The organism is Nocardioides oceani, from assembly GCF_030412965.1.
GTDB lineage: Bacteria > Actinomycetota > Actinomycetes > Propionibacteriales > Nocardioidaceae > Nocardioides > Nocardioides oceani.
Map to the genome: position 1 here is coordinate 1 of NZ_JAUHJQ010000070.1, position 365 is coordinate 365.

General features: G+C 34.5%; 1 protein-coding gene and 1 other annotated feature. The gene reads left to right on the forward strand.

All coding sequences use genetic code 11. The annotated features are described in order from the left end of the window. The coding region (locus tag QWY28_RS23315) for a (d)CMP kinase (RefSeq protein ID WP_300955306.1) at positions 1–198 on the forward strand (198 nt) is incomplete at its 5' end. A gap of 23 nt (positions 199–221) precedes the next feature. Then, positions 222–348, forward strand: a sequence feature (ribosomal protein L20 leader region). Positions 349–365: the final 17 nt, after the last annotated feature.

Genomic DNA, 365 nt, shown 5'->3' on the forward strand with positions numbered 1-365 from the left:
CTTGAAAAAGGAATTCAAACAGATTTTAATACATTAAAAAAAGAAATTGCTGAGCGTGACTATAAGGATAGTCATAGGAAAATTTCTCCGTTAAAACCTGCAGCTGATGCTATCACTTTTGACACAACGGGCATTGATATTGCAGGTGTCGTTAACTTTATTGAAAAGAAAGCACAAAATATTATTGACAGGTCTTAGAAATTTTGTTATTCTATTTTAAGTGAGAAAAGCAGAAGTGAGAACTTCTCGCCTTGCGACTTAAAGTTGTCTGGCCCAACATGTTAAAGTTCCTGTGGAATATTATGTGTATACGGGCTTGATTTGTCAGGTCCGTTTTTGTTTTTCTCAAAAAAATAATGAAGGGG